Annotated in this window: 18 protein-coding genes; 5 read left to right on the top strand and 13 right to left on the bottom strand. The window is 71.4% G+C overall.

Translation table 11 applies throughout. From position 1 onward, the window contains the following. The first annotated feature begins 53 nt into the window (after positions 1-53). From zwf to pgl, 3 genes are read left to right on the top strand one after another with little or no spacing between them, the layout of a single operon-like run. A complete protein-coding gene (zwf, locus tag ACZ5OX_RS21785) occupies positions 54-1610 on the top strand; it encodes a glucose-6-phosphate dehydrogenase (protein ID WP_449789421.1) in 1557 nt (518 codons plus the stop codon). Further along, positions 1607-2716: a glucose-6-phosphate dehydrogenase assembly protein OpcA gene (gene opcA / locus ACZ5OX_RS21780; RefSeq protein ID WP_465632107.1), complete on the top strand. Its 1110-nt coding sequence runs from the start codon at positions 1607-1609 to the stop codon at positions 2714-2716. The genes zwf and opcA overlap by 4 nt, the downstream gene beginning before the upstream one ends. After that, the gene (gene pgl / locus ACZ5OX_RS21775; RefSeq protein WP_402405552.1) at positions 2713-3501 is read left to right on the top strand and encodes a 6-phosphogluconolactonase; all 789 of its coding nucleotides are present in this window, start codon (positions 2713-2715) and stop codon (positions 3499-3501) included. The genes opcA and pgl overlap by 4 nt, the downstream gene beginning before the upstream one ends. An 88-nt stretch (positions 3502-3589) precedes the next feature. Here the strand turns inward: pgl and ACZ5OX_RS21770 are convergent, their stop codons facing one another. From ACZ5OX_RS21770 to uvrA, 11 genes are all read right to left on the bottom strand, one after another. After that, positions 3590-3877, bottom strand: a complete 288-nt coding sequence (locus ACZ5OX_RS21770; protein WP_223245297.1) for an RNA polymerase-binding protein RbpA — start codon at positions 3875-3877, stop codon at positions 3590-3592. 205 nt (positions 3878-4082) lie between these two features. Then, on the bottom strand, positions 4083-4319 hold the full coding sequence (gene secG, locus ACZ5OX_RS21765) for a preprotein translocase subunit SecG (RefSeq protein WP_449789331.1): 237 nt from the start codon (positions 4317-4319) through the stop codon (positions 4083-4085). An 87-nt stretch (positions 4320-4406) separates the two neighbouring features. After that, complete coding sequence (gene tpiA, locus ACZ5OX_RS21760) at positions 4407-5192, bottom strand: triose-phosphate isomerase (protein WP_449789330.1); 786 nt, start codon at positions 5190-5192, stop codon at positions 4407-4409. A gap of 5 nt (positions 5193-5197) precedes the next feature. Further along, a complete protein-coding gene (locus tag ACZ5OX_RS21755; protein ID WP_465632104.1) occupies positions 5198-6409 on the bottom strand; it encodes a phosphoglycerate kinase in 1212 nt (403 codons plus the stop codon). 154 nt (positions 6410-6563) lie between these two features. After that, positions 6564-7571, bottom strand: coding sequence for a type I glyceraldehyde-3-phosphate dehydrogenase (gene gap / locus ACZ5OX_RS21750; RefSeq protein WP_449789328.1), 1008 nt, complete (start codon positions 7569-7571; stop codon positions 6564-6566). A 359-nt stretch (positions 7572-7930) separates the two neighbouring features. Then, positions 7931-8911 (bottom strand): DNA-binding protein WhiA, encoded by a 981-nt coding sequence (gene whiA, locus ACZ5OX_RS21745; protein WP_360340925.1) that lies wholly within the window; start codon positions 8909-8911, stop codon positions 7931-7933. Continuing rightward, complete coding sequence (locus ACZ5OX_RS21740) at positions 8902-9999, bottom strand: gluconeogenesis factor YvcK family protein (RefSeq protein WP_449789420.1); 1098 nt, start codon at positions 9997-9999, stop codon at positions 8902-8904. Before ACZ5OX_RS21740 ends, whiA begins: the two co-directional genes overlap by 10 nt. A 63-nt stretch (positions 10000-10062) precedes the next feature. Then, entirely contained in the window at positions 10063-10947 is an 885-nt protein-coding gene (gene rapZ, locus ACZ5OX_RS21735) for an RNase adapter RapZ (RefSeq protein WP_380455137.1), read from the bottom strand. A 118-nt stretch (positions 10948-11065) separates the two neighbouring features. Continuing rightward, positions 11066-13117, bottom strand: a complete 2052-nt coding sequence (gene uvrC / locus ACZ5OX_RS21730; protein ID WP_449807618.1) for an excinuclease ABC subunit UvrC — start codon at positions 13115-13117, stop codon at positions 11066-11068. Positions 13118-13201: 84 nt separating this feature from the next. Then, positions 13202-13639, bottom strand: a complete 438-nt coding sequence (locus tag ACZ5OX_RS21725) for a Rieske (2Fe-2S) protein (RefSeq protein ID WP_402405544.1) — start codon at positions 13637-13639, stop codon at positions 13202-13204. Positions 13640-13765: 126 nt separating this feature from the next. Then, positions 13766-16678: an excinuclease ABC subunit UvrA gene (gene uvrA / locus ACZ5OX_RS21720; RefSeq protein ID WP_465632101.1), complete on the bottom strand. Its 2913-nt coding sequence runs from the start codon at positions 16676-16678 to the stop codon at positions 13766-13768. Positions 16679-16947: 269 nt separating this feature from the next. On the opposite strand from uvrA, the gene ACZ5OX_RS21715 reads away from it, so the two are divergent. Beyond that, the gene (locus ACZ5OX_RS21715; RefSeq protein WP_465632099.1) at positions 16948-17700 is read left to right on the top strand and encodes a maleylpyruvate isomerase family mycothiol-dependent enzyme; all 753 of its coding nucleotides are present in this window, start codon (positions 16948-16950) and stop codon (positions 17698-17700) included. A gap of 45 nt (positions 17701-17745) precedes the next feature. Then, positions 17746-18399 carry an MBL fold metallo-hydrolase gene (locus ACZ5OX_RS21710; protein ID WP_465632097.1) on the top strand — a complete coding sequence of 218 codons (654 nt, stop codon included), beginning with the start codon at positions 17746-17748 and terminating at the stop codon, positions 18397-18399. A gap of 84 nt (positions 18400-18483) precedes the next feature. On the opposite strand, the gene ACZ5OX_RS21705 is transcribed toward ACZ5OX_RS21710, so the two are convergent. Next, the gene (locus ACZ5OX_RS21705; RefSeq protein ID WP_465632095.1) at positions 18484-19464 is read right to left on the bottom strand and encodes a TerC family protein; all 981 of its coding nucleotides are present in this window, start codon (positions 19462-19464) and stop codon (positions 18484-18486) included. Positions 19465-19664: 200 nt separating this feature from the next. Then, on the bottom strand, positions 19665-20243 hold the full coding sequence (locus ACZ5OX_RS21700) for a TerD family protein (RefSeq protein ID WP_392878548.1): 579 nt from the start codon (positions 20241-20243) through the stop codon (positions 19665-19667). Between the last annotated feature and the right edge of the window lie 220 nt (positions 20244-20463).

Below are 20463 nucleotides of genomic sequence, written 5' to 3'. Positions count from 1 at the left end.
CACAGCCAGCGCACGAAAGCGGAGCCCATCAAGTGAGCACTGATTTCCCCGAGTTGACGTCGGAATCGGACGCGGACGATCTCCCGCCCGCGGCCGTCAACCCGCTTCGTGACCCCTCCGACCGACGGCTCCCGCGCATCGCGGGGCCGTCCGGTCTGGTCATCTTCGGGGTCACCGGCGACCTGTCCCGCAAGAAGCTGATGCCGGCCATCTACGACCTGGCCAACCGCGGTCTGCTTCCGCCGGGCTTCTCCCTCGTCGGCTTCGCCCGCCGCGAGTGGGACGACGAGGACTTCGCCAAGGAGGTCCACGACGCCGTCCGGGACCACGCCCGCACCCCGTTCCGGGAGGAGGTCTGGCAGCAGCTCGCCAAGGGCATGCGCTTCGTCCACGGGACGTTCGACGACGACGACGCCTTCGACAAGCTGCGCGAGACCATCGAGGAGCTGGACAAGGCCCAGGGCACCGGCGGCAACTTCGCCTTCTACCTGTCCGTCCCGCCGAAGTTCTTCCCGACCGTCGTCCAGCAGCTCAAGAAGCACGGCCTGGCCGATCCGCCGCAGGGCTCCTGGCGCCGCGCGGTCATCGAGAAGCCCTTCGGCCACGACCTGGAGAGCGCCCAGGAGCTCAACAAGGTCGTCCACGAGGTCTTCCCCCGGGACGAGGTCTTCCGGATCGACCACTACCTGGGCAAGGAGACGGTCCAGAACATCCTGGCGCTGCGCTTCGCCAACCAGATGTTCGAGCCGATCTGGAACCGGTCGTACGTCGACCACGTGCAGATCACCATGGCCGAGGACATCGGCATCGGCGGCCGGGCCGGCTACTACGACGGCATCGGCTCCGCCCGTGACGTCATCCAGAACCACCTGCTGCAGCTGATGGCGCTCACCGCCATCGAGGAGCCCGCCTCCTTCCACCCGAAGGCGCTGGTGGCCGAGAAGCTCAAGGTGCTCAGCGCCGTCAAGCTCCCGGCCGACCTCGGCCGGCACACCGTGCGCGGCCAGTACGCCTCGGGCTGGCAGGGCGGCGAGGAGGTCGTCGGCTACCTGGACGAGGACGGGATCGACCCCGAGTCCAAGACCGACACCTACGCGGCCATCAAGCTGGAGATCAACAACCGGCGCTGGGCGGGCGTCCCGTTCTACCTGCGGACCGGCAAGCGCCTGGGCCGCCGGGTCACCGAGATCGCGGTCGTCTTCCAGCGCGCCCCGTACCTGCCCTTCGACTCCTACGCGACCGAGGAGCTGGGGCAGAACGCCCTGGTCATCCGGGTCCAGCCGGACGAGGGCGTGACGGTGCGGTTCGGCTCCAAGGTGCCGGGCACCTCCTTCGAGGTCCGGGACGTCACGATGGACTTCGCCTACGGTGAGTCCTTCACGGAGTCCAGCCCGGAGGCGTACGAGCGGCTCATCCTCGACGTGCTGCTCGGCGACGCCAACCTGTTCCCGCGCCACCAGGAGGTCGAGCTCTCCTGGCAGATCCTCGACCCGATCGAGAAGTACTGGGACAGCCACGGCAAGCCCGCCCAGTACGCGGCGGGGACCTGGGGCCCCGTCGAGGCGGACGAGATGCTCGCACGAGACGGCAGGAGCTGGCGCCGGCCATGAAGATCGACCTCACCAACACGACGTCCAGCAAGATCAACGCCGCGCTGATGGAGGCGCGCCGGGCCCGCGGCTCCGGCGCCGCCGGCATGGTGCTCACCCTGGTGATAGTGACCGACGAGGGCAGCGCCTACGACGCCCTCAAGGCCGCCAACGACGCCTCCCGCGAGCACCCGATGCGCACCCTCGCGGTGATCAAGCGCGCCGGGCGCTCGCCCCGGGCGCGGGCCGAGACCCGGCTGGACGCCGAGATCCTGGTCGGCTCGGACGCCGGCTCCGGCGAGACGGTCGTCCTGCGGATGCACGGCGAACTCGCCTCGCACGCCCAGTCGGTGGTCCTGCCGCTGCTGCTGCCGGACGCCCCGACCGTCGTCTGGTGGCCGGACAACGCGCCGCACCACCCGGCGCAGGACCCGCTGGGCTCGATCGCCCAGCGCCGGATCACCGACGCCGTCACCGCGGAGTCCCCGGTCGGCCAGCTCGCCCAGCGCGCCCAGAGCTACACCCCGGGCGACACCGACCTGGCCTGGACCCGGATCACCGGCTGGCGCTCGATGCTGGCCGCCGCGCTGGACCAGCGGCCGTCCACGATCGTCTCCGCGGTCGTCGAGGGCGAGTCCTACAACCCCAGCGTCGAGCTGCTCGGCCTCTGGCTGACCAACCGGCTGCGCGTGCCGGTCGAGCGGGTCGTCACCAACGGCCCCGGCATCACCGCGGTGCACCTGCGCACCAAGGACGGGGACATCACCCTGGACCGCCCGGACGGCCTGCTGGGCACGCTGTCCATGCCCGGCTCGCCGGACCGCCAGGTGGCGCTCAAGCGGCGCGAGACCTCGGAGCTGATCGCCGAGGAGCTGCGCCGCCTGGACCCGGACGACATCTACGCGACGGCCGTGCGCACGCCCGTCGAGCGGCTGCAGGAACCGGTCAACGCCGAGACCGAGGCGGCCGAGAAGGTCGCCCGCGAGGTCGCCGAGGAGGCCGAGGTCGCCGTCGAGGAGGCCGCCGAGGCCGCCGTGGCCAACCCGGACCGGGTGACCGCCGAGGCCGCGGAGCGCAAGCCCGCGCGCAAGGCCGCCGGCAAGCGCACCACCAAGGAAGGCGCATGACCAACGCGACCCCGCAGCTGGTCGTCCACAGGGACAAGGAGCTGATGGCCCAGGCGGCCGCGGCCCGGCTGATCACCCGGATCGTGGACGCCCAGGCCGCCCGCGGCAGCGCCTCGGTGGTGCTCACCGGCGGTCGCAACGGCAACGCCCTGCTGGCCGCGATCGCCGCCTCCCCGGCGCGCGACGCGGTCGACTGGGGCCGGCTGGACCTCTGGTGGGGCGACGAGCGCTTCCTGCCCGCCGCCGACCCGGAGCGCAACGCCGTCCAGGCCCGCGCCGAGCTGCTGGACGCCGTCCCGCTCGACCCGGCGCGGGTGCACGAGATGCCCGCCTCGGACGGGGTGGACGGCTCGGACGTGGAGGCCGCCGCCGCCCGCTACGCCGAGGAGCTGGCGAAGGCGGCCGGGCCGGGCGACCGGCTCGGCGTCCCGGCCTTCGACGTGCTGCTGCTCGGCGTCGGCCCGGACACCCACGTCGCCTCGCTCTTCCCCGAGCACCCGGGCGTGCGGGAGACCGAGCTGACCGTGGTCGGCGTCCGCGGGGCCCCCAAGCCCCCGCCGGTGCGCATCTCGCTCACCCTCCCGGCGATCCGCACCGCCCGCGAGGTCTGGCTGCTGGCCGCCGGCGAGGACAAGGCGGGCGCGGTCGCGCTGGCCCTGTCCGGCCCCGGCGAGCTCCAGGCGCCCGCCTCCGGCGCGTACGGCCGCAGCCGCACCCTGTGGCTGCTGGACCGTGCCGCCGCGGAGCGGATCCCGCCGCAGCTCTACCCGCCGGCCTCCGCGTAACCGGATCCGGCAACGCCGAAGGGCGCCACCGTCGTTCGACGGTGGCGCCCTTCGTGCTGTTGCCGCTGTCCGGGCCGGAGCCGTTCGCTCAGATCTCGCCGCGGAGCTTCGCCAGCGCCTCCGCCAGGATCGCCTCGCCGTCGGCGTCGGTGCGCCGCTCACGGACGTAGGCGAGGTGGGTCTTGTACGGCTCGTTGCGCGAGGGCGCCGGCGGGTTGTGCTGGTCCTGCCCCGCGGGGAAGCCGCAGCGCGGGCAGTCCCAGGTCTCCGGGATCGCCGCTTCGGCGGCGAAGCTGGGACGGGTCTCGTGCTTGTTCGCGCACCAGAAGGAGATCCGGTTGCGCGGGGCGGACTCGCCGCGCTCCGCCTCGCCCATCGGGCCGGCCCCGACCCTGCTGCCACGGATGGCATTGCCACTTGCCACGGTCTGACTCCCTGCGTACTGGTGCGCCGACCCGCCGCGGTGCGCGTCGGTGGCGAAAGTCGTCCTAGTGTAAGCAGGAGTTAAGCATCCGCCACCATCGCCTCCGCACCCGACCGTCCCAGGATAGGCGCTCGGGCGACGGGGCGTCAGGGATACGTCAGCTCTGGTACTTCAGCACCAGGCCCAGGACGATGATGCACGCGAACCACCCCGCGCCGACCACGATGGTGATGCGGTCCAGGTTGCGCTCGGCCACCGCCGAGCCGCCGCCGGTGGACATCGCGCCACCGCCGAACATGTCGGACAGGCCGCCGCCCTTCCCCTTGTGCAGCAGCACGAGCAGGATCATCAGCAGACTGAAGATGATCAGGGCAATCGAGAACCCGAGAACCACGACGGGACCAACTCTCTCGTATCTTCGGCGAAGGGGCCGGGCCGCGTACGGCGGTCCGGCCCCAAAGCCTACGTTGCTGCGGCGGCGTTAGCCTACTGCCTGCTCACGGTAGCGCACGATCTTGACGAACTCGTCGGCGTCCAGCGAGGCACCGCCGACCAGGCCGCCGTCGATGTCGGGCTTGGCCATCAGACCGGCCGCGCTCGACGACTTCACCGAACCGCCGTACAGCACCCGGACCTTGCCGGCCAGCTCGGCGTCGTACAGCTCGGCGATCCGCTTGCGGATGGCGGCGCAGACCTCCTGCGCGTCCTCCGGGGTGGCCACCTCGCCGGTGCCGATCGCCCAGACCGGCTCGTAGGCGACCACGATCGACTCGGCCTGGTGGGCCGGGACGTCGGCCAGGCCGCCGTCCAGCTGCGCCAGGGTGTACTCGACGTGGGTGCCGGCCTTGCGGATCTCCAGCGGCTCGCCGACGCACAGGATCGGGGTGATCCCGGCGCGGTAGGCGGCCTTCACCTTGGCGTTGACGATCTCCTCGTTCTCGCCGTGGTACTGGCGGCGCTCGGAGTGGCCGATCACCGCGTAGGTGCACTTGAGCTTGGCCAGCATCGGGCCGGAGACCTCGCCGGTGTAGGCCCCGCCGTCGTGCTGCGAGATGTCCTGCGAGCCGTACTTGATCTTCAGCTTGTCGCCGTCGACCAGGGTCTGCACCGAGCGCAGGTCGGTGAACGGCACCAGGACGGCGACCTCGACGGCCTCGTAGTCCTTGTCGGCCAGCGCGAAGGCCAGCTTCTGGGTGTGCTGGATGGCCTCGAGGTGGTTGAGGTTCATCTTCCAGTTGCCCGCCATCAGCGGGAGACGGTCGGTCATGTGTTTCAGTCCTCCAGAGCGGCGAGACCGGGGAGGGTCTTGCCCTCCAGGTACTCGAGGCTGGCGCCACCGCCGGTCGAGATGTGTCCGAAGGCGTTCTCGTCGAAGCCCAGGATGCGGACGGCCGCGGCGGAGTCGCCGCCGCCGACCACGGTGAACGCGTTGCTGTCGATCAGGGCCTGGGCGACGGCCCGGGTGCCGTTCGCGTAGTCCGGGTGCTCGAAGACGCCCATCGGACCGTTCCAGAACACCGTGCCCGCGTCGGCCAGCTTGGCCGCGTACAGCTCGCGGGTCTTCGGGCCGATGTCCAGGCCCTCCTCGTCGGCCGGGATCCTGTCCGAGTCGACGGTCGAGGGGTTCGCCGGGGCCTTGGTCTTGAGGTCCGGGAAGTCGGCGGAGACCAGGACGTCCGCCGGCAGCACGAACTCGACGCCGCGCTGCTCGGCCTCGGCCAGGTAGCCGAGGACGGTCGGGATCTGGTCCTCCTGCAGCAGCGAGATGCCGACCTCGTGGCCCTTGGCCTTGAGGAAGGTGTACGCCATGCCGCCGCCGATCAGGATCCGGTCGGCCTTCTTCAGCAGGTTGTCGATCACGCCGAGCTTGTCGGAGACCTTGGCACCGCCGAGCACCACCACGTACGGGCGGGCGACGTCCTCGGTGAGCTTCTTCAGCACGCCGACCTCGGTGGCGATCAGGTCGCCCGCGGCGTGCGGCAGCAGGGCCGGCAGGTCGTACACCGAGGCGTGCTTGCGGTGCACGGCGCCGAAGCCGTCGCCGACGTACAGGTCGGCCAGCGCGGCCAGCTGCTCGGCGAAGGCCTTGCGCTCGGCGTCGTCCTTGCTGGTCTCGCCGGCGTTGAAGCGCAGGTTCTCCAGCAGCGCGACCTCGCCGCCAGCCAGCGCGGCCACGACGGCCTTCGCGCTGTCGCCGACGGTGTCGGTGGCGAAGGCGACGTCCTTGCCGAGGATCTCGCCGAGGCGCTTGGCCGCCGGGGCGAGCGAGAACGCCGGGTCCGGCGCGCCCTTGGGGCGGCCGAGGTGCGAGGCGACGACGACCTTCGCGCCGGCCGCGGCCAGCTTGGCGATGGTCGGCGCGACGGCGCGGATCCGGCCGTCGTCGGTGATCGTGTCACCCTCCAGCGGCACGTTCAGGTCGGCGCGCACGAAGACGCGCTTGCCTTCGATACCGGCTTCGATGAGCTCTTCGATGGTCTTCACGGGGATTCGGTTTCTCCTGGGGAGATGGTTGATGCGCAGTGAGGCGGCACGGCGCAGGGGCCGCCTGAGAAGTCCTTGAGCGCGGAACGAGGGCCCGGTCGGCACCGTACGCCGTCCGGGCCCTCGCCCCTACATCACGTCAGCTCCCGCAAGGTCAGAGCTGCCCGCCGACGAGGGCGACCAGGTCGACGACGCGGTTCGAGTAGCCCCACTCGTTGTCGTACCAGCCGAGCACCTTGACCTGGTTGCCCTGGACCATGGTGAGGCTGGAGTCGAAGATGCAGGAGGCCGGGTCGTTCACGATGTCCGAGGAGACGATCGGGTCCTCGGTGTAGGCCAGGATGCCCTTGAGCGGGCCCTCCTGCGCGGCCTTCTGGAAGGCCGCGTTGACCTCGTCCTTGGTGACCTCGCGCTCCAGGGTGACGACCAGGTCCGTGATGGAGCCGGTCGGGACCGGGACGCGCAGCGAGGTGCCGTCCAGCTTGCCCTTCAGCTCCGGCAAGACCAGGGCGGTCGCCTTGGCGGCACCGGTCGACGTCGGGATGATGTTCTGCGAGGCCGCACGAGCACGGCGCAGGTCCTTGTGCGGGAAGTCCAGGGTGACCTGGTCGTTGGTGAACGCGTGGACGGTGGTCATCAGACCCTTGACGATGCCGAAGCTCTCGTTCAGCACCTTCGCCATCGGCGCCACGCAGTTGGTGGTGCAGGAGGCGTTGGAGATGACGTGGTGGTTGGCCGCGTCGTACTTGTCGTCGTTGACACCCAGGACGATGGTGACGTCCTCGTCGGTGGCGGGCGCCGAGATGATGACCTTCTTCGCGCCGGCGGCGAGGTGCTTCTTCGCGGCCTCGGCCTTGGTGAAGATGCCGGTGGACTCGACGACGATGTCGGCGCCCAGGGCGGCCCACGGGAGGTTCGCGGGGTCACGCTCGGCGGTCACCTTGAAGGTGTGGCCGTCGACGGTGATGCTGTCCGCGGTGTGCGAGACCTCGCCCGGGAAGGTACCCAGGGTGGTGTCGTACTTGAGCAGGTGAGCCAGGGTCTTCGTGTCGGTGAGGTCGTTGACACCGACGATCTCGATGTCCGCGCCCTGGGCCTTGACCGCGCGGAAGAAGTTGCGGCCGATGCGGCCGAAGCCGTTGATGCCTACCCGGATCGTCACGAACCGATCTCCTCGTTAGGTACGCCGGGCGCGAGGCCCGACGGGGGTGAGATTTGGGAAGTCCCCGACCGCCTACGACCCTACCCCTCCGGGGCCTCGCACGGCACATCGCACCGCCTGCCGAGACCGGGCGTGGCGCGGCCGAAACCCGATTTCAGGCCGTCCGGCCTTGCTCCGCCGGGCAGTTGGTCCCGGGCCAGTGGTCTCTACCAATTCGGGTGTGCCGGCGGGTCCGGAAACCCGTTCGGGACGCCGTCCGCGACCCCGTCCGGGAAGCGGCCGGACGGCGGTCCCGGAACGCCGACGGCCGGCGCCCCGGATCGGGGCGCCGGCCGTGTGTTCGTCACGGAGCGTGAGCGTCAGTTCAGCGCCATCTCGTCGGTGAGGCTCGCCTCGGTGCTCGGCAGGCCGAGCTCGGAGGCCCGCTTGTCCGCCATCGCCAGCAGCCGGCGGATCCGGCCGGCCACCGCGTCCTTGGTCAGCGGCGGGTCGGCGAGCGCGCCCAGCTCCTCCAGCGAGGCCTGCTTGTGCTGCATCCGCAGCTGGCCGGCCGCGGCCAGGTGCTCCGGCACCTCGTCGCCGAGGATCTCCAGCGCGCGGGCCACCCGGGCGCCGGCCGCCACCGCGGCGCGGGCCGAGCGGCGCAGGTTGGCGTCGTCGAAGTTGGCCAGCCGGTTGGCGGTGGCCCGCACCTCGCGCCGCATCCGGCGCTCCTCCCAGGCGAGCACCGACTCGTGCGCGCCGAGCCGGGTCAGCAGGGCGCCGATCGCGTCGCCGTCGCGGATCACCACCCGGTCCACACCGCGCACCTCGCGGGCCTTGGCCGGGATGCCGAGCCGGCGGGCGGCGCCGACCAGGGCGAGGGCGGCCTCGGAGCCGGGGCAGGTGATCTCCAGCGAGGAGGAGCGGCCCGGCTCGGTGAGGGAGCCGTGCGCCAGGAAGGCCCCGCGCCAGGCCGCCTCGGCGTCGCAGGTGGCCCCCGAGACGACCGCCGGGGGCAGGCCCCGGATCGGGCGGCCGCGGCCGTCCACGAGCCCGGTCTGGCGCGCGAGCAGCTCGCCGTCCTTGACCACCCGGACCACGAAACGGCTGCCGCGGCGCAGCCCGCCGGGAGCCATCACCACGAGGTCCGAGGAGTGCCCGAAGATCTCCAGCAGGTCCTTGCGCAGCCGCCGTGCCGCCGCTCCGGTGTCCAGCTCCGCCTCGATCACGATGCGGCCGCTCACGATGTGCAGCCCGCCCGCGAACCGCAGGATCGCCGACACCTCCGCCTTGCGACAGCAGGCCCGGGTGACCGGGAGCCGGCTGATCTCGTCCTTCACCGCTGGAGTCATCGCCATGGCCCGATCCTTCCATGTGTCCGGAAAATCCGGTCGTACGCTGCCGCCAACAGCTCGGGGTCGTGTCGCGGCGTCCCGTCGGTGCGGGCCACCGAGCCGAGTACCAGAGCCGCGCCCATCCGCTCGGCGGCCTTCTCCAGGCCGTCCAGGTCGGCCTGGCCGAAGGCCCCGCCGGTGACGGCGCGCTCGTCCACCAGGATCGCATCCACCGCGAGGTCCGGAGCGTGGTCGGCGATGACCTCCAGGTGACGCTGGGGGGTGAAGCCCTCGGTCTCGCCGGGCTGGGGGGCCAGGTTCAGGGTGAGCAGGCGGCGGGCGCGGGTCTCGGTGAGCGCCTTGGCCAGGTCGGGCACCAGCAGGTGCGGCAGCACGCTGGTGAACCAGGAGCCGGGGCCGAGCACCACCCAGTCCGCCTCCCGGACGGCGGTGACCGCCTCCGGGACGGCGGGCGGCCCGTCCGGCAGCAGCCGGATCGACTGCACGGTGCCCGGGGTCACCGCGACGTCGGCCTGGCCGCGGACGGCCGTGACCTCGGTGGGGTGCCGCGGGTCGTGGCCGCGGACGGTCGCCTCGATGTCCAGCGGCACCGCCGACATCGGCAGCACCCGGCCCTGCACGTTGAGCAGCCGACCGACCCAGTCCAGTGCCGCCACCGGGTCGCCGAGCTTCTCCCAGAGCGCGACGATCAGCAGGTTGCCGACGGCGTGGCCGCCGAGCTCGCCGTTGCCGGTGAAGCGCTGCTGGATCACCTCGGACCAGGTGCGGCCCCAGTCGTCGTCCCCGCACAGCGCGGCCAGCGCCTTGCGCAGGTCGCCGGGGGGCAGCACGCCGAGCTCCTCGCGCAGCCGACCGCTGGAGCCGCCGTCGTCGGCGACCGTGACCACGGCGGTGAGGTCGGTGGTGAGCCGGCGCAGCGCGGACAGCGAGGCGGACAGGCCCTGCCCGCCGCCGAGCGCGGCGATCCTGGGCGCCGGATTGGTGCGGGCGGGACTGCTGCGCGGGCGGCCCGGCGCCGTGGGCCGGGCCGGGCTGCCCGCCCGGTCACCGGTCCTGCTCTGCGGCTGCCGCCCGGGCACGTATCCCGCCACAATCACCTCGCGTTCCTCGGCCCGCCGACCGCTCCGCCGGCGGGCCCGGCAGGGAGGCGGCGGTTACTCCCGTCCCATGTCACGGTGGACGAGCACCGTCTCGACTCCGTCGGCGATGAGACGCTTGGTCAGACGCTCGGACATGGCGACGCTGCGGTGCTTGCCACCGGTGCAGCCTACGGCAAGCGTCATGTAGCGCTTCCCCTCGCGGCGGTATCCCTCGGTGATGACGCGCAGCAGCTGGGCGTAACCGTCCAGGAACTCGTTGGCTCCGGGCTGCTGGAAGACGTAGTCGGCGACGTCCGCGTCGGTGCCGGTGCGGGCCCGCAGTTCGGGCACCCAGTGCGGGTTGGGCAGGAAGCGGCAGTCCACCACGAGGTCGGCGTCGACGGGCAGGCCGTACTTGAAGCCGAAGGACATCACGGTGGCGCGCAGCTCGGGCTCGTCGTGGTCGGCGAACTGGGCGTCCAGCTTGGCGCGCAGCTGGTGCACGTTGAGGTTGGAGGTGTCGATCACCAGGTCGGCCTCGCCCCGCAGGTCGCGCAGCAGGTCGCGCTCCTGGGCGATGCCGTCCACGATCCGGCCGTCGGCCTGCAGCGGGTGCGGGCGGCGGACGCTCTCGAAGCGGCGCACCAGCGCCTCGTCGGAGGAGTCCAGGAAGACGACCCGGAGCCGGACGCCGCGCTTCTCCAGCTCGTCCAGCGAGGTGAGCAGGTCGTCGAAGAACTGCCGGCCGCGGACGTCCACGACCACGCCGATCCGGGCGACGTTGCCCTGGGAACGGGCGCCCAGGTCGACCATGGTCGGGATCAGGGCCGGCGGCAGGTTGTCCACCACGAACCAGCCGAGGTCCTCCAGGCACTTGGCGGCGGTGGAGCGGCCGGCTCCGGACATGCCGGAGATGATCACCAGCTCCGGCGCGTTCTCGGCCACGTCTGACACGGTCACTTCGGTTCCCCGCTCTCGGTCTTTCTGCTGGGGAGAACGCGTACGGCTCGGCCGCCCTTCCCCGGCCCGGGCAGGCGGGCGGGGCCGGGGCACACCGGCTGACGGGCGGCGTCGGCCGTCATGGCGTCTCCTGGGATGGTGCGGTCTGGGGTGCTGCTGCCACCGGCTCGGTAGTCTCGTCGACCCCGTCCTCGATGATCTCGCCGGTCGCGGTGTTGACCGCGGGTGCGGCGGGTGTACGGGACGACAACGCCTCCGCAACAGTCTGCGCGGTGCGGCGTCCGATGCCGGGTACCTCGCAGAGCTCGTCCACGGTGGCGGCCCTGAGCTTCTTCAGCGAACCGAAGTGCTTGAGCAGCGCCCGGCGGCGAGTCTCGCCGAGGCCCGGGACGGAGTCCAGTTCCCCGGCGGTGAGTCGCTTGGAACGCTTGTTGCGCTGATAGCTGATCGCGAAGCGGTGCGCCTCGTCGCGGACCCGCTGGAGCAGGTAGAGGCCCTCGCTGGAGCGGGGCAGCACCACCGGGTCGTCTTCGCCGGGCAGCCAGACCTCCTCCAGGCGCTTGGCCAGGCCGCACAGCGCGACGTCGTCGATGCCGAGTTCGTCCAGGGCGCGCCTGGCGGCGGCGACCTGCGGCTGTCCGCCGTCGACGACCAGCAGCTGGGGCGGGTAGGCGAAGCGCTTGGGGCGGCCGTCCTCGGTGCGCGGGCCGTCCTCGGGCCGGCCGTCCTCGAAGGGGCCCTCCTCGGGCTCGGGGACGGCCCACTCGCCGGTCTGCTCGCGCTCCTGGAGGTAGCGGCGGAAGCGCCGGCTGATCACCTCGTGCATCGAGCGGACGTCGTCCTGGCCCTCGAAGCCCTTGATCTGGAAGCGCCGGTACTCGCTCTTGCGGGCCAGGCCGTCCTCGAAGACGACCATGGAGGCGACCACGTCCTCGCCCTGGAGGTGGGAGATGTCGTAGCACTCGATGCGCAGCGGGACGGAGTCCAGCTCCAGCGCGTCGGCGATCTCCTGGAGGGCGCGGCTGCGGGTGGTGAGGTCGGAGGCGCGCTTGGTCTTGTGCAGCGCGAGCGCCTGCTGGGCGTTGCGCTGCACGGTGGCCATCAGGTCCTTCTTGTCGCCGCGCTGGGGGACGCGCAGGTCGACCTGGCTGCCGCGCAGGCCGCCGAGCCACTCGCGGACCGGCTCCACCGGGTCGGGCAGGGCGGGGACGAGCACCTCGCGCGGGACGGACTCGCCGCCGCCGTAGAGCTGCTGGAGGGCGTGCTCGACCAGGCCGGCGGTGTCGACGTCCTCGACCTTGTCGGTGACCCAGCCGCGCTGGCCGCGCACCCGGCCACCGCGGACGTGGAAGATCTGCACGGCGGCTTCGAGTTCGTCCTCGGCGACGGCCAGCAGGTCGGCGTCGGTGGCGTCGGCGAGCACGACGGCGTTCTTCTCCATCGCGCGCTTGAGGGCGCCGATGTCGTCCCGCAGCCGGGCCGCCTTCTCGTACTCCAGGTCGGCGGCGGCCTCGCGCATCTGCTCTTCCAGCCGGCGCAGGTAGTTGCCGGTGCGCCCGGCCATGAAGTCGCAGAAGTCCTCGGCCAGCGCCCGGTGTTCGTCCGCCGAGACCTTGCCGACGCAGGGCGCGGCGCACTTGCCGATGTAGCCGAGCAGGCAGGGCCGGCCGACCTGGCGGGCGCGCTTGAAGACGCCGTTGGAGCAGGTGCGGACGGGGAAGACGCGCAGCAGCAGGTCGACCGTCTCGCGGATCGCCCAGGCGTGGCCGTACGGGCCGAAGTAGCGCACGCCCTTCTTGTGCGCCCCGCGCATCACCTGGACCCGCGGGTACTCCTCGTTGAGGGTGACGGCGAGTTCCGGATAGCTCTTGTCGTCGCGGTACTTGACGTTGAACCGCGGGTCGAACTCCTTGATCCAGGAGTACTCCAGCTGGAGCGCCTCGACCTCGGTGCCGACCACGGTCCACTCCACCGAGGCGGCGGTGGTGACCATGGTCGCGGTGCGCGGGTGGAGGCCGGCCAGGTCCTGGAAGTAGGAGGACAGGCGCGGCCGCAGGCTCTTGGCCTTGCCGACGTAGATGACCCGGCCGTGGGCGTCACGGAACCGGTAGACGCCGGGGGACGTCGGGATCGCACCGGGCGCGGGGCGGTAGGTGCTCGGGTCAGCCATGGGTCCACCGTACCGACTGCGGCCGGGGCCACGGGGCGGAGATCGTCAAGGGGAACCGTGGCGGTCGTGAGGCGGTCAACTCGGTCAGCTCGGGGTCACCTTGAGGTTGCCGCCCTCGACCGTGACGGTGTAGGCGGGCAGCGGGGTGGAGGCCGGTCCGTCCTGCACGGCGCCGTCGGCGATGGCGAAGCGGCTGCCGTGGCAGGGGCACTGGATCTGGGCGTTCTTCACCTGGTCCACGAGGCAGCCGGCGTGGGTGCACCGGGCGTTGAACGCCTTGTACTGGCCGGCGGTGGGCTGGGTCACCACGATCTTCTGCTCGCGGTAGACCTTGCCGCCGCCCTCCGGCACGGCCGAGGCCGGGCCGAGGTCGACGGGGCCCTTGAGGGCGCCCTTGTCGGAGGAGGACGAGGACGAGCATCCGCTGACCGCCACGGTGCCGCCGGCCGCCAGGACGGCCGCGGCCCCGCAGAGCAGGGTGCGGCGGGAGGCGGCGGGGCTGGTCTCGGGGGCCTCGGACATCGGTGTGCTCCTACGGTTGCTGCTGCTGCGAGGGACCACGGAAGTCTATGCGGCGCCCGCCCCGCCGTTCCCGGGGTGCCCCTGGCTGTCAGGGTGGCCCGGGACGGGCGGGGCGGGCGGGCGGAGCTACTTCTTCGCGGCGGCCGCGCGCTTGCGCGGCGCCTTCTTCGCCGGGGCGGCGGCCGGGGCGTCCGTGAACCCGGCCGGCAGGATGTCCCGCAGGAACTTGCCGGTGTGGCTCTCGGGGACGGCGGCGATCTGCTCCGGGGTGCCCTCGGCGACCACCGTGCCACCGCCGGAGCCGCCCTCGGGGCCCATGTCGACGACCCAGTCGGCGGTCTTGATCACATCGAGGTTGTGCTCGATGACGATCACCGTGTTCCCCTTGTCGACCAGCCCGCTGAGCACCTTGATCAGCTTGCTGATGTCCTCGAAGTGCAGGCCGGTGGTGGGCTCGTCCAGCACGTAGACCGTCCGCCCGGTGGAGCGCTTCTGGAGCTCCGAGGCGAGCTTGACGCGCTGCGCCTCACCGCCGGACAGGGTGGGCGCGGACTGGCCGAGCCGGACGTAGCCGAGGCCGACGTCGTTGAGCGTCCGCAGGTGCCGGGCGATCGCCGGGACGGCCTCGAAGAAGTCCAGCGCCTCCTCGATCGGCATGTCCAGCACCTCGGCGATGGACCTGCCCTTGTAGTGGACCTCCAGCGTCTCCCGGTTGTACCGGGCGCCGTGGCAGACCTCGCACGGCACGTAGACGTCCGGCAGGAAGTTCATCTCGATCTTGATGGTGCCGTCGCCCGAGCAGTTCTCGCAGCGGCCGCCCTTGACGTTGAAGGAGAACCGGCCGGGCAGGTAGCCGCGGACCTTGGCCTCCTGCGTCTCCGCGAAGAGCCGGCGGACGTGGTCGAACACCCCGGTGTAGGTGGCCGGGTTGGAGCGCGGGGTGCGGCCGATCGGCGACTGGTCGACGTGCACCACCTTGTCCACCTGGTCGGTGCCGGTGATCCGGGTGTGCCGGCCGGGCACGCTGCGGGCGCCGTTCAGCTCCCGGGCGAGGTGGGTGTACAGGATGTCGTTGACCAGCGTCGACTTGCCGGAGCCGGAGACACCGGTGATCGCCGTGAAGGTGCCGAGCGGGAAGCCGACCGTGACGTCCTTGAGGTTGTGCTCGCGGGCGCCGTGGACGGTCAGCTGGCGCTTCTTGTCCCGCTCGCGGCGGGAGCCCGGGATCGGGATGGACCGCTTGCCGGAGAGGTACTGGCCGGTCAGCGACTCCTTGTTGGTGAGCAGCTGCTTCAGCGAGCCGGAGTGCACCACCTTGCCGCCGTGCTCGCCGGCGCCCGGGCCGATGTCGACCACCCAGTCCGCGGTCTTGATGGTGTCCTCGTCGTGCTCCACGACGATCAGGGTGTTGCCGATGTCGCGCAGCCGCACCAGCGTCTCGATCAGTCGGTGGTTGTCCCGCTGGTGCAGGCCGATGGACGGCTCGTCCAGCACGTACAGCACGCCGACCAGGCCGGAGCCGATCTGGGTGGCCAGCCGGATGCGCTGGGCCTCGCCGCCGGACAGGGTGCCGGCCGCGCGGTCCAGCGAGAGGTAGTCCAGGCCGACGTCGACCAGGAAGCGCAGCCGCTCGTTGACCTCCTTGAGGACCCGCTCGGCGATCTGCTTGTCCCGGGCGTTCAGCTTCATCGCGCCCAGGAACTCGGAGCAGTCGCTGATCGACATCGAGGAGACGTCGGCGATCGACTTGTCCTGGACGGTGACCGCGAGCACCACCGGCTTGAGCCTGGTGCCCCGGCACGTCGGGCAGGGCACCTCGCGCATGTAGCCCTCGAAGCGCTCGCGGCTGCTGTCGCTCTCCGCCTCGGTGTGCCGGCGCTGGATGAAGGGGATCGCGCCCTCGAAGCCGGTGCTGTACGAGCGCTCCCGGCCGAAGCGGTTGCGGTAGCGGACCTGCACCTGGTGCTTGTGCCCGTGCAGCAGCGCCTTCTTGGCCCGGGCGGGCAGCCCGGCCCAGGGGATGTCGGTGCGGAAGCCGAGCTCCTCGGCCAGCGCGTCGATCAGTCGCTGGAAGTACTCCTTGGCGTGCCCGGCCGACCACGGGTGGATCGCGCCCTCGTCGAGCGAGCGCTCGACGTCCGGCACGACCAGCTCCGGGTCGACCTCCATCCGGTTGCCCAGGCCCGAGCAGTCCGGGCAGGCGCCGAAGGGCGAGTTGAAGGAGAACGAGCGCGGCTCCAGCTCCTCGAACGACACGTCGTCGTACGGGCAGTAGAGGTGCTCGGAGTACATCCGCTCGCGCTCCGGGTCGTCCTCGGGGAGGTCGACGAAGTCGAGGACGACCATGCCGCCGGACAGCCGCAGGGCCGTCTCCACCGAGTCGGTGAGCCGCCGCTTGGCGCTGTCCTTGACGGTCAGGCGGTCGATCACCACCTCGATGGTGTGCTTCTCCTGCTTCTTGAGCTTCGGCGGCTCGGCGAGCTGGATCGTCTCGCCGTCGACGCGGGCGCGGGAGTAGCCCTTGGACTGGAGGTCGGCGAAGAGGTCGACGAACTCGCCCTTGCGCTCGCGCACCACCGGGCTCAGCACCTGGAAGCGGGTGCCCTCGGCGAGCTCCAGCACCTTGTCGACGATCGCCTGCGGCGACTGCTTGGCGATGGGGCGGCCGCAGTGCGGACAGTGCGGCTTGCCGATCCGGGCGAACAGCAGGCGCAGGTAGTCGTAGACCTCGGTGATGGTGCCGACGGTCGAACGGGGGTTGCGGTTGGTGGACTTCTGGTCGATCGAGACGGCCGGGGAGAGGCCCTCGATGAAGTCCACGTCGGGCTTGTCCATCTGCCCGAGGAACTGACGTGCGTAGGAGGACAGCGACTCGACGTAGCGGCGCTGGCCCTCGGCGAAGATCGTGTCGAAGGCGAGCGAGGACTTGCCGGAGCCGGAGAGGCCCGTGAAGACGATGAGGGAGTCGCGGGGCAGGTCGAGCGAGACGTTCTTGAGGTTGTGCTCGCGAGCACCGCGGACGATGAGGCGGTCGGCCACTGCTTCTGGCGCCTTTCTCCGGGGCGAGACGGCTTGCGGTGAGTATCGGTACTTCTTCCAGGATGCGGCAGCCAGCCTATAGCTCAGACGTTCGAATCTCGACTCTGTCCAGCGGGGACCACCCGAACGAGTGAGGGCCGCCTCGGGACGGTCCGCACCCGGACCGAAATACCCCCTGCTCAGGGCCCCGGTTCGGCGGTAGCGTCACCTGGTCAACGAGCGAAGCCCCGCAGGGGCAACGCGCCGTCTCGTCACAGAAGGCAGATTCGATGACCGACCCGCAGTCGACCGACCCGCAGTCCGCCGCCGCCTCCGCCACCCGGCACCTGGCCCAGGTCGAGGAGAGCACCCGGCACCTGCTGCACACCGCGGCCGAACTGAAGCCCGAGGCCCTCGCCGAGCCCTCCGCGCTGCCCGGCTGGACCCGCGGCCACGTGCTGGCCCACCTCGCCCGCAACGCCGACTCCCTGGTCAACCTGCTGAACGGCGCCCGCACCGGCACCGACATCCCCCAGTACGCCAGCCACCAGGCCCGCGACGAGGGCATCGAGCGCGACGCGCCGCGGCCGCTGGAGGTCCAGCTCGCCGACCTGCGCGACTCCCACGCCGGCTTCGCCGAGGCCGCCGCGCTGCTGGGCCCCGAGGCCTGGGCCGCCGAGGTCAGGCACCGCTTCGGCTACGTCTTCCCGGCCTGCGACATCCCGGCCAAGCGCGTGGTGGAGCTGGAGTACCACCACGTCGACCTGGACGCCGGGTACACCCCCGCGCACTGGCCGGAGCCGTTCGCCGTCGCCCAGTTCCGCAAGCTCGCCGAGGGGCTGGCCGAGGAGGCCGGCCTGCCGGCCGTCGAGCTGGTCTCGGACGACACCGGGGACCGCGCCGTGATCGGCACCGGCGAGGTGTCCCTGACCGTCGAGGGCCCGGTCCGCGCGCTGACCGCCTGGCTCTCCGGCCGCTCCGCCGGGGACGGCCTGCACCGCACCCCCGACACCGCCCTCCCCCAGCTTCCCCCGATGGGCTGACGGCGCGAGGATGATCCCAGGAGCCACTGCAGAGGGAGCGAACGGATGACGTACCACGGAGCGGTCAAGGTCGGCGGAGCGCCGGACGTGCGGGAACTGGCCCACCTGATCATCACCAAGGTGGCCGTCGGCCCGTACGACAACAACGCCTACCTGCTGCGCTGCCGGGCCACCGACGAGCAGCTCCTGATCGACGCGGCCGCCGACGCGCCGGTGCTGCTGGAGACCGTCGGGGACGACCTCGAGACGGTGGTCACCACCCACCGGCACCACGACCACTGGGGCGCACTGGCCGAGGTCGTCGCCACCACCGGCGCCCGCACCGCCGCCGGCGAGCACGACGCCGAGGGCATCGACGTCCCCACCGAGCTGCTGCTCGCCGACGGCGACACGCTGCGGGTCGGCGAGGTCGGACTGACCGTCCGGCACCTGGTCGGCCACACCCCGGGCGCCATCGTGCTGATCTACGACGACCCCCAGGGCCACCCGCACGTCTTCACCGGCGACTGCCTCTTCCCTGGCGGCGTGGGCAACACCTGGGGGGATCCGGAGGCCTTCCGGACCCTCTACCGGGACGTCACCGAGAAGATCTTCGACGTCCTGCCGGACGAGGCCTGGGTCTACCCCGGCCACGGCAACGACACCACCCTCGGCGCCGAGCGCCCGCACCTGGAGGAGTGGCGCGAGCGCGGCTGGTAGCCCGCCCCGCCGAACGCCCCGCCGGACGACCGGGGCCCCCGCGACCGGAAGCGGTCGCGGGGGCCCCGGTGTGCACCTGGCGGATCAGGCGTCGAGCTTCTCGTGCTCCTCGCGCTCGGCCTTCCTCGTGGCCCGGAGGCTGGTGAAGGTGGTGACCGCCAGGACCAGCACGATGAAGCCCAGGGCGAACGGGATGCCGATCTCCGGGGCCCACGTCGCGCCGGCCTCGTGGGCGGCGTGCAGCACCAGCTTCACGCCGATGAAACCGAGGATCACCGACAGGCCGTACGACAGGTGGACCAGCTTCTTCAGCAGGCCGCCGATCAGGAAGTACAGCTGGCGCAGCCCCATCAGGGCGAAGGCGTTGGCGGTGAAGACGATGTACGGGTCCTGGGTCAGGCCGAAGATCGCCGGGATCGAGTCCAGCGCGAACAGCACGTCGGTGGTGCCGATCGCCAGCATGACGATCAGCATCGGGGTGATCAGCCGGCGGCCGTTCTCCAGGACGAACAGCTTGGTGCCGCGGTAGTCGTCGGTGGCCGGGAAGCGCCGCGTGATCGACTTGAGGACGCGGTTCTCCTCGAACTCCTCCTCGCCCTCCTCCTCGGCGCGGGCCTCCTTGATCAGCTTCCAGGCCGTCCAGATCAGGAAGCCGCCGAAGATGAAGAACACCCAGGAGAACTCGGAGACCAGCGCGGCGCCGCCGGCGATGAACACCGCCCGGAGCACCAGCGCGATGATCACACCGAACATCAGTACGCGCTGCTGGTAGATCCTGGGCACCGCGAACTTGCCCATGATCAGGATGAACACGAAGAGGTTGTCGACACTGAGCGACTTCTCGGTGATGTAGCCGGCGAAGAACTCACCGGCGGGCTCCCCGCCGGAGTGCCACCAGAGGAAGCCACCGAAGAGCACCGCCAGGGCGACCCAGACGGCCGTCCAGATCCCGGCCTCCTTGATCGAGACCTCGTGCGGCTTGCGCCCTCCGATGAAGAAGTCGGCCACGACCAGTGCGATCAGCACCAGGATCGTGGAAACCCACATGGTTACGGAAACGTCCACTACTGCTCCTCCGGCAGGTAGGCGAGACAGTCATCGTCACTGCCGGAGGTCTCTTCCGCCCATCGGGCCAGCGCCCCGGGGTGCCGCGACGGGCACCCGTGATGACGGGGTCGGCTGTCGAGGAATACTCCCCTCCGCTGCCAACGAGAGTAACAGGACAGCCAAGGAAAGGTAAAGAAGGTAAAGAACGCGCAGCCCGGCTACAGGAACGGCTCGATCGCCGGCAGCAGGTCCTGGAAGGTGCGCCCCTTGGCCGGCGCGCCGATCGCCTGCATCTCCCAGCCGCCGTTGCCGTCCCGGACCACCTTGGCCATGATCTGCCCGGTGTGCGGCCCGCCGCCCGCCAGCTCGTAGCGGGCCAGCTCCAGCCCGGTGGTCTCGTCCACCAGCCGGCAGTGCGCCCGCTGCACCTCGGCGAAGGTCTGCCCGGTGTACGAGCTCACCGTGAACACCACCTGGGTGATGTTGACCGGCACGTGCACCAGGTCGACCAGGATCGCCTCGTCGTCCTCGGCCCCCGAGCCGCCCTCCAGGTTGTCGCCGGTGTGCCGGACGGAGCCGTCGTTGCTCTCCAGGTGCGAGAAGAACACCACGTCGGACGGGGTCTTCTCGGCGTACAGCAGCGCCGAGGCGTCCAGGTCGATCTTCCGGGTGCGGCTGCCGAACAGCCCGCGCTTGGGGGCCGCCTGCCAGCCCAGGGCCATCCGCACCACGGTCAGGGTGCCGCCCTGCCCCTTCTGGAGGCTGACCTTCTGGCCCTTGGCCAGGTTCACCGACACGACGTTGTCCTCTCTGCCGGCCGCGCGGTCACACCCACGCGGCTCCACGGTGGAACACCCCGTCGCCGTCCCCCGGCTGAGGCCCCCTCTGCGTACGGCCCGCGATCCCGTCCCGCGGGCACGGTGCCGCAGGCCAGCCTAGGGCCTGCGGCACCCCGCCCTTCCCCGGGTTTCCCCGTTTGTGGCAAGGCTGAGACACCTGTGGTCTTGACCGGTGCCA

This window comes from Kitasatospora sp. NPDC032121 (assembly GCF_055580145.1).
This window is presented reverse-complemented; position numbering and strand designations above follow the sequence as displayed.

Coding starts and splice junctions, on each gene's coding strand:
- ACZ5OX_RS21710 (WP_465632097.1), top strand. CDS start 17,746: ATGACGTACCACGGAGCGGTCAAGGTCGGCGGAGCGCCGGACGTGCGG.
- ACZ5OX_RS21725 (WP_402405544.1), bottom strand. CDS start 13,639: ATGTCCGAGGCCCCCGAGACCAGCCCCGCCGCCTCCCGCCGCACCCTG.
- opcA (WP_465632107.1), top strand. CDS start 1,607: ATGAAGATCGACCTCACCAACACGACGTCCAGCAAGATCAACGCCGCG.
- ACZ5OX_RS21715 (WP_465632099.1), top strand. CDS start 16,948: ATGACCGACCCGCAGTCGACCGACCCGCAGTCCGCCGCCGCCTCCGCC.
- ACZ5OX_RS21770 (WP_223245297.1), bottom strand. CDS start 3,877: ATGGGCGAGGCGGAGCGCGGCGAGTCCGCCCCGCGCAACCGGATCTCC.
- pgl (WP_402405552.1), top strand. CDS start 2,713: ATGACCAACGCGACCCCGCAGCTGGTCGTCCACAGGGACAAGGAGCTG.
- whiA (WP_360340925.1), bottom strand. CDS start 8,911: ATGGCGATGACTCCAGCGGTGAAGGACGAGATCAGCCGGCTCCCGGTC.
- uvrC (WP_449807618.1), bottom strand. CDS start 13,117: ATGGCTGACCCGAGCACCTACCGCCCCGCGCCCGGTGCGATCCCGACG.
- tpiA (WP_449789330.1), bottom strand. CDS start 5,192: ATGACCGACCGTCTCCCGCTGATGGCGGGCAACTGGAAGATGAACCTC.